This is a genomic window from Streptomyces turgidiscabies Car8 (genome assembly GCF_000331005.1).
Lineage (GTDB): Bacteria > Actinomycetota > Actinomycetes > Streptomycetales > Streptomycetaceae > Streptomyces > Streptomyces turgidiscabies.
This window is the reverse complement of sequence record NZ_AEJB01000520.1, coordinates 1-7,269: the sequence shown is the minus strand read 5'-3', so window position 1 is coordinate 7,269 and position 7,269 is coordinate 1. Positions and strand designations below refer to the sequence as shown.

Genomic DNA, 7,269 nt, shown 5'->3' with positions numbered 1-7,269 from the left:
CTTCTCCGTAGTCGGCGCCTACTTGATCCCGCGCCACCCTTCCGGATCCACGCCACCTGGCACAGAGGCCCCCTCCTCGTACGGCTGACGCACGAAGACGAACGACCCGAGGTCCAGGTGGTCCACCGCCCCGTTCGGCCGTCGTACAGCCCGCAGAAGCTCGCCGGCGAAGTACCCGTCGAGTCCCGTCCAGGTGCCGTCACCGTTCGCCCTGAACCGCGAGCGGCGGCCGTTGCCGGCCAGAGGCCCCAGCGAGACACCCCCGTCGAGCGACAGCCGCAGGGCGTACGGGGCGGTCCCCCAGTACCACTGGCCCGTCAACTCCAGCACGGCCTCGTCGACTTCGGGCAACGGGCGCCATGGGCCGGGAATCCGCGGCTCGGCCTCCGCGACGATCTTCACAAGGTCGCCGGCGACCAAGGAAACCGGCGGGCCAGAGGTGCAGTTGGCGAGGACGACAGCAGCGAGGTCGTCCGCCACGTCGATCGTGAGGCTCGCCAGGAAGCCGGGAAGCGAGCCCCCGTGCCCCACCAGCAGCCGGCCTTCCCTGTACTGGATCTGCATACCGAGGCCGTACGCCGACCCCGCGGCCACATCCTCCGGCTCGGCGGGAGCAGCAGGCGTACGCATCTCCGCGACGGATGCGGCACTCAACACCTGGTCGTCCCCCTTGGCCAGGAAGACGGCGAAGCGGGCCAAGTCTCCTGCCGTGGACCAGAGCTGCCCGGCCGGTGCCATCCGTCCGAGGTCCTCCGTAGGCTCCGGCAGCAGCGCGTCGGCCCAAGGGTGCACCGCCCAGCCACCCGCGTGCGGTGCCCGCGGCTGCCCGCTGGTCCGTTCCAGCCTCAGCGGGTCGAGCACCTCCCGCCGCAGCACGTCCTCCCAAGGAGCACCGCGCAACTCCTCGACCAGCGCACCCAGAAGGCTGTAGCCCGGGTTCGAGTAGTGGTGACGGCGGCCCACGGGATGCAGCAACGGCCGCTCCCCGAGGACATCGGCCAGATCGGGGCGCAGTGATCCGGGTGTCCGCTCCCACCAGGGCGCGGGGGACTCTGCCGCCAAACCACCGGTGTGCGCGAGCAGTTCGGCGATGGTGGCCTCCCCCGCACCGGTGCCCGGCAGGTGCTTCTCCAGCGGGTCGACGAGATCGAGAAGCCCCTCGTCCCGCAGCCGCATCACCAGTACGGCGGTGAAGGTCTTGGTGATCGAACCGATCCGGTACTGCACGTTCGCATCGGGGGCGTGCCCGTCCACCGAAGTACGTGCACCCGTCCACACTGTCTCGCCGCCCCGCACCACCGCCGCGACCAACGACGGCGCCCGCCCGTCACTCTGGGCGACAGCGATCCGATGGAGCAATGCCCGTCGCGTGCCGGGAAGGAGCTCGTCCTGAGGTGTTGTCATAAGGCAAGTTCAGCGGGAGAGCCGCGCCGCGTCGAGCGCATTTCCCTCTCGCCACGGGCACCGGCTCACGTCTGGGCCATGTCCACGAACCGGGAGTAGTGCCCCTGGAAGGCGACTGTGATCGTCGCCGTCGGGCCGTTTCGGTGCTTGCCGACGATGATGTCCGCCTCGCCCGCGCGCGGTGACTCCTTCTCGTACGCGTCCTCGCGGTGGAGCAGGATCACCATGTCCGCGTCCTGCTCGATCGAGCCGGACTCACGCAGGTCGGAGACCATGGGCTTCTTGTCCGTCCGCTGCTCAGGACCACGGTTCAGCTGCGACAGCGCGATCACCGGCAGTTCCAGCTCCTTGGCCAGGAGCTTCAGGTTTCGCGACATGTCCGAGACCTCCTGCTGGCGGCTCTCGGAGCGCTTGCCGCCGGACTGCATCAGCTGGAGGTAGTCGATGATCACGAGTTTGAGGTCCGCGCGCTGCTTGAGACGCCGGCACTTGGCACGGATCTCCATCATCGACAGGTTCGGGGAGTCGTCGATGTACAGGGGCGCGGCCGAGACGTCCGGCATCCGGCGGGCGAGCCTGGTCCAGTCCTCGTCGGTCATCGTGCCGGAGCGCATGTGGTGAAGGGCCACCCGTGCCTCGGCGGACAGCAGACGCATGGCGATCTCGTTGCGGCCCATTTCGAGGGAGAAGATCACGCTGGGCATGTTGTGCTTGATCGAGCAGGCACGGGCGAAGTCCAGTGCCAGCGTCGACTTACCCATGGCGGGACGGGCCGCGATGATGATCATCTGACCGGGGTGCAGACCGTTGGTGAGCTGGTCCAGGTCGGTGAACCCGGTCGGCACACCGGTCATCTCCCCCGAGCGTGAGCCGATCGCCTCGATCTCGTCGAGCGCGCCTTCCATGATGTCGCCGAGGGGCAGATAGTCCTCGGTGGTGCGCTGCTCGGTGACCGCGTAGATCTCGGCCTGGGCGCTGTTGACGATCTCGTCGACGTCCCCGTCCGCCGCGTATCCCATCTGGGTGATGCGGGTTCCGGCCTCGACCAGGCGCCGCAGGACCGCGCGCTCGTGCACGATCTCCGCGTAGTACTCGGCGTTCGCCGCCGTCGGCACCGTCTGCACCAGTGCGTGCAGATAGGGAGCGCCGCCGACCTTGGTGATCTCGCCCCGTCTGGTGAGCTCGGCCGCGATCGTGATCGGGTCGGCAGGCTCGCCCTTCGCGTAGAGATCGAGGATGGCCCCGTAGATGATCTCGTGCGCGGGCCGGTAGAAGTCGTGGCCCTTGAGTACCTCGACGACGTCGGCGATCGCGTCCTTCGACAGCAGCATGCCGCCGAGCACCGACTGTTCGGCGTCGAGGTCCTGCGGCGGTACCCGCTCGAAAGACGTGCCCTCGCTTTCCCAGGCGCCGTTCTCACGACCGCGGTCGTGCTGCTCGTCACGCCCCCGGCCCCCTTCACGGCGTTGACGGGAGGGGGGCAGACGATCACTGGGGCCGCTGTCGGCCCACGGATCGTCCAAGGGCTCGGAAATACTCACCGAGCCACCTCCTCCCATCCGCAGAGCGGACCTCGCCGTGCCCTCTGTTCTACGGCACGGCACTGACAAATAAGAGGCCCAACTCCGGTTCCGGCGCGTCGGTTTTGTGACGTTTCCGAGGCTGGAAGGCGGGGCGGGCTCCGGACCACCGTAGGCCCGTCGGCACCGTCAGCCAATCTGGTTATCCACAGGCCATGTGGACGACGGGCCTGATGCTGTGGAGAACTCCGCAAAACCTGTGCACGACCCGGTGGACAGCCCTGTGAACAAGCTTTCGCGGTCTTCGACACACCGTCGCTGACCTGCACGTTTTCCGTCCACCGGCTGTGCAGGAGAAAAACTTTCGCCATCGGGCCAAGATCTCCACGAGCGGCACACCTCAACACACGCCTCAAGCGGAGAGGTAATGGTCCCAACCGCATTGCATCACTTACCTGTGGAAGACTAGATTGGTGGTCATGACACAGGCTCCCGCTGCCCCGAGGGCGACCCGGCGCCGGCACGACCGAGAGATCGTCGCGCTGGCCGTCCCTGCCTTCGGCGCACTCATCGCCGAGCCCCTCTTCGTCATCGCCGACAGCGCGATCATCGGCCACCTCGGCACCGCTCAACTGGCCGGGCTCGGCATCGCCTCGGCGCTTCTCACCACAGCCGTGAGCGTCTTCGTCTTCCTCGCGTACGCCACCACGGCCTCCGTCGCCCGCCGTGTCGGCTCCGGTGATCTCCAGGCCGCCATCCGCCAGGGTGTGGACGGCATCTGGCTCGCCCTGTTGCTCGGCGTCGCGGTCATCGCCGTCGTCCTGCCCACGTCGTCCGCGCTCGTGGATCTCTTCGGCGCCTCGAAGACCGCCGCCCCGTACGCGGACACCTATCTGCGGATCTCGGCGCTCGGAATCCCCGCCATGCTCGTCGTCCTCGCCTCCAGCGGGATCCTGCGTGGTCTCCAGGACACGAAAACCCCGCTGTACGTCGCCATCGCGGGCTTCGTCGCCAACGCCGCGCTGAACGCGGGGCTGGTCTACGGCGCGGACCTCGGCATCGCGGGCTCCGCCTGGGGCACCGTCATCGCCCAATGGGGAATGGCGGCGGCGTATCTCACGGTCGTCGTCCGCGGTGCGCGCCGGCACGGCGCCTCGCTGCGCCCCGACGCTTCAGGGATCCGGGCCTCCGCCCAGGCCGGCGCGCCACTTCTCGTGCGCACCCTGTCCCTGCGGGCGATCCTGCTGATCGCTACGGCCGTCGCCGCACGGCTCGGGGACGCGGACGTCGCCGCGCACCAGATCATCCTGTCCCTGTGGACCCTGCTCGCTTTCGCTCTCGACGCGATCGCCATCGCCGGGCAGGCCATCATCGGGCGCTGCCTCGGCGCGAACGACACCCAAGGCGCGCGCGACGCCTGCCGCCGCATGGTCGAGTGGGGCATCGCGACCGGAGTCGTGCTCGGTCTGCTGGTGATCGTCAGCCGTCCCCTGTTCCTGCCCCTGTTCACCAGCGACTCCGTGGTCAAGGACACCGCCTTGCCGGCTCTGCTGGTGGTCGCGCTGTCGCAACCGATCTACGGGATCGTCTACGTGCTCGACGGCGTACTGATGGGTGCGGGCGACGGCCCGTACCTGGCCGGAGCGATGCTGATCACGCTGGCCGCCTTCGTACCCGTAGCCCTGCTCGTACCGACTCTCGGCGGCGGCCTCACCGCCCTGTGGGGAGCGATGACGCTCATGATGACCGTCCGTATGGCGACTCTGTGGCTGCGATCCCGTTCGGGCCGCTGGATGGTCACGGGCGCCACCCGCTGAGCTGAAGCAGAACGAGCGCCGAGTGCACCGCTACCAGCCCCTCCGCCGACGCCCCCTGTTTCACGTGAAACATCGACCGCATTCCTACCGTTTCACGTGAAACATCTGCGTGCCCTGTCAGCGACGAACCCGCTCACGCAGTAGGGCCGCACCCCGGAGGATGCGGCCCTACAACTACTTCAACGTGCACAGCACTCAGGCTGCGACGACCTCGATGTTGACCTTGGCGGCAACCTCGGGGTGCAGACGCACCGACGTCTCGTGGGCGCCGAGGGTCTTGATCGGCGAGCCCAGCTCGATGCGGCGCTTGTCGACCTCGGGGCCACCGGAAGCCTTGATCGCCGTGGCGATGTCGGCCGGGGTGACGGAACCGAAGAGACGACCGGCGTCGCCGGAGCGAACGGCCAGACGGACCTTGACGCCTTCGAGGCGGGCCTTGATGTCGTTGGCCTGCTCGATGGTCTGGATCTCGTGGATCTTGCGAGCGCGACGAATCTGCTCGACGTCCTTCTCGCCGCCCTTGGTCCAGCGGATCGCGAAGTTCCGCGGGATCAGGTAGTTGCGAGCGTAGCCGTCCTTGACGTCGACGACGTCGCCCGCGGCACCGAGGCCAGAGACCTCGTGGGTGAGGATGATCTTCATTAGTCGGTCACCCTTCCCTTATCGCGCGGTGGACGTGTAGGGCAGCAGCGCCATCTCACGGCTGTTCTTGACAGCCGTGGCGACGTCACGCTGGTGCTGCGTGCAGTTGCCGGTCACGCGGCGGGCACGGATCTTGCCGCGGTCGGAAATAAACTTCCGCAGCATGTTCGTGTCCTTGTAGTCCACGTACTGGACCTTGTCCTTGCAGAAAGCGCAGACCTTTTTCTTAGGCTTGCGCACAGGCGGCTTCGCCATGGTGTTTCTCCTGTGTGATCAAGAAGTGTGGGTACGGCCCACCCTTCGGCCCGAAGGCCTAGAAGGGGGGCTCGTCCGAGTAGCCGCCGCCGCTGTTGCCGCTGCCGCCGCCGGAGTTTCCACCCCAGCCGCCACCGCCGCCGCCCTGGTTGCCACCGGCAGGAGCGCCGGTCGCCCAGGGGTCGTCGGCCGGAGCGCCGCCGCCCTGCGGAGCGCCGCCGGAGTTTCCACCCCAGCCACCGCCCTGCTGGCCGCCGCCACCACCGCCGCCGCCGCTGTAACCGCCCTGGCCACCTCGGCCTGCGGCCTTGGTGACCTTGGCGGTGGCGCTGCGCAGGCTGGCGCCGACCTCATCGACGTCCAGCTCGTAGACCGTGCGCTTCTCGCCCTGCGTGGTCTCGTAGGACCGCTGCTTCAGCCGGCCCTGCACGATGACGCGCATGCCTCGCTGGAGCGACTCGGCCACGTTCTCCGCCGCCTGACGCCAGACCGAGCAGGTCAGGAACAGGCTCTCGCCGTCCTTCCACTCGTTGGTCTGACGGTCGAAAGTGCGGGGCGTCGACGCGACACGGAACTTCGCGACCGCCGCACCGGAGGGGGTGAAGCGCAGCTCGGGGTCGTCGACAAGATTGCCGACGACCGTGATGACGGTCTCGCCTGCCATAGGGGAACCTCTCGGCGGGTTTGCTGCTGGCTGCTTTTGGTGCTGCTACTCGAAATCCCGAGATCGACCGAGCGGGAGGCTCAGTGGGTCTCGGGGCGGAGGACCTTGGTCCGGAGGACCGACTCGTTCAGGTTCATCTGGCGGTCGAGCTCCTTGACGATCGCGGGCTCAGCCTGCAGATCGATGACCGAGTAGATGCCCTCGGGCTTCTTCTTGATCTCGTACGAGAGACGACGACGGCCCCAGGTGTCGACCTTCTCGACCTTTCCGTTGCCCTCACGGACGACGGAGAGGAAGTTCTCGATCAGAGGGGCGACAGCGCGCTCCTCCAGCTCGGGGTCGAGGATGACCATCACTTCGTAGTGACGCATGTGGAACCCACCTCCTTTGGACTCAGCGGCCACGGTCGTTCCGTGGCAGGAGGGTTGTTATGCGTACGCAACGGTATCGGCGACCACTGACAGTCGGAGGTCCTCGGAAGGATTCTCACGACGCCCTGGGCAGACACCGGTGCAGACGCTACAGACTACCCGTACTGCGCTTCCGGTTGAAATCAGGCCCCGGTGACCCGCAATCTGTACACATCGGGTGTGTATGGCGCTACAGTGCGCCGCCTTCCGCAGGAGGTGCCACATGGCACAGGCATTGCGACCCAACACCGCCGGATCCCTCTTCGCCACCGACGGCAAACCCCATCCCCTCCAGGACAGCCTGCTCGCTGTGACCCTGGTGCTCGGGTTGACGGCCTTCGTCACGGCGATGTTCCACAGCCTGCATCTGCTCAGCTCCTGGACCGGCCTGGTGGGGATCCTCACCGGCGCGTACGGACAGTTCGTCTCGGAGACGACCCGCGAACGCTTCGGACTGATCCTGGGGCTCGGTGCGGCAGCGGTCGGCTTCTTCCTCGGTATGGCGCACGGCGGTCTCTTCGGCGGCGTGATCGGCTGACGCGGACCACCCCCTGGTG

General features: G+C 67.6%; 8 protein-coding genes. 2 read left to right on the top strand and 6 right to left on the bottom strand.

Translation table 11 applies throughout. The annotated features are described in order from the left end of the window. Window positions 1-18: 18 nt before the first annotated feature. Complete coding sequence (locus STRTUCAR8_RS38005; RefSeq protein ID WP_006381647.1) at window positions 19-1,404, bottom strand: serine hydrolase domain-containing protein; 1,386 nt, start codon at window positions 1,402-1,404, stop codon at window positions 19-21. A gap of 65 nt (window positions 1,405-1,469) precedes the next feature. Then, complete coding sequence (gene dnaB, locus STRTUCAR8_RS38000; RefSeq protein WP_006381646.1) at window positions 1,470-2,945, bottom strand: replicative DNA helicase; 1,476 nt, start codon at window positions 2,943-2,945, stop codon at window positions 1,470-1,472. Window positions 2,946-3,403: 458 nt separating this feature from the next. On the opposite strand from dnaB, the gene STRTUCAR8_RS37995 reads away from it, so the two are divergent. Continuing rightward, a complete protein-coding gene (locus STRTUCAR8_RS37995) occupies window positions 3,404-4,741 on the top strand; it encodes an MATE family efflux transporter (RefSeq protein ID WP_044473582.1) in 1,338 nt (445 codons plus the stop codon). A gap of 195 nt (window positions 4,742-4,936) precedes the next feature. Here STRTUCAR8_RS37995 and rplI read toward each other — a convergent pair whose 3' ends face one another. The 4 genes from rplI to rpsF form a co-directional block, all read right to left on the bottom strand. Then, window positions 4,937-5,383 carry a 50S ribosomal protein L9 gene (gene rplI, locus STRTUCAR8_RS37990; protein WP_006381650.1) on the bottom strand — a complete coding sequence of 149 codons (447 nt, stop codon included), beginning with the start codon at window positions 5,381-5,383 and terminating at the stop codon, window positions 4,937-4,939. Window positions 5,384-5,401: 18 nt separating this feature from the next. Next, window positions 5,402-5,638, bottom strand: a complete 237-nt coding sequence (gene rpsR / locus STRTUCAR8_RS37985; protein WP_006381652.1) for a 30S ribosomal protein S18 — start codon at window positions 5,636-5,638, stop codon at window positions 5,402-5,404. Window positions 5,639-5,696: 58 nt separating this feature from the next. Further along, window positions 5,697-6,302, bottom strand: coding sequence for a single-stranded DNA-binding protein (locus STRTUCAR8_RS37980; RefSeq protein WP_006381645.1), 606 nt, complete (start codon window positions 6,300-6,302; stop codon window positions 5,697-5,699). Window positions 6,303-6,382: 80 nt separating this feature from the next. Then, window positions 6,383-6,673, bottom strand: coding sequence for a 30S ribosomal protein S6 (gene rpsF / locus STRTUCAR8_RS37975; protein WP_006381649.1), 291 nt, complete (start codon window positions 6,671-6,673; stop codon window positions 6,383-6,385). Window positions 6,674-6,935: 262 nt separating this feature from the next. On the opposite strand from rpsF, the gene STRTUCAR8_RS37970 reads away from it, so the two are divergent. Next, complete coding sequence (locus STRTUCAR8_RS37970) at window positions 6,936-7,250, top strand: hypothetical protein (protein WP_006381651.1); 315 nt, start codon at window positions 6,936-6,938, stop codon at window positions 7,248-7,250. The last annotated feature ends 19 nt before the right edge of the window (window positions 7,251-7,269 follow it).

Coding starts and splice junctions, on each gene's coding strand:
- STRTUCAR8_RS37995 (WP_044473582.1), top strand. CDS start 3,404: ATGACACAGGCTCCCGCTGCCCCGAGGGCGACCCGGCGCCGGCACGAC.
- STRTUCAR8_RS37970 (WP_006381651.1), top strand. CDS start 6,936: ATGGCACAGGCATTGCGACCCAACACCGCCGGATCCCTCTTCGCCACC.
- rpsF (WP_006381649.1), bottom strand. CDS start 6,673: ATGCGTCACTACGAAGTGATGGTCATCCTCGACCCCGAGCTGGAGGAG.
- STRTUCAR8_RS38005 (WP_006381647.1), bottom strand. CDS start 1,404: ATGACAACACCTCAGGACGAGCTCCTTCCCGGCACGCGACGGGCATTG.
- rplI (WP_006381650.1), bottom strand. CDS start 5,383: ATGAAGATCATCCTCACCCACGAGGTCTCTGGCCTCGGTGCCGCGGGC.
- rpsR (WP_006381652.1), bottom strand. CDS start 5,638: ATGGCGAAGCCGCCTGTGCGCAAGCCTAAGAAAAAGGTCTGCGCTTTC.
- STRTUCAR8_RS37980 (WP_006381645.1), bottom strand. CDS start 6,302: ATGGCAGGCGAGACCGTCATCACGGTCGTCGGCAATCTTGTCGACGAC.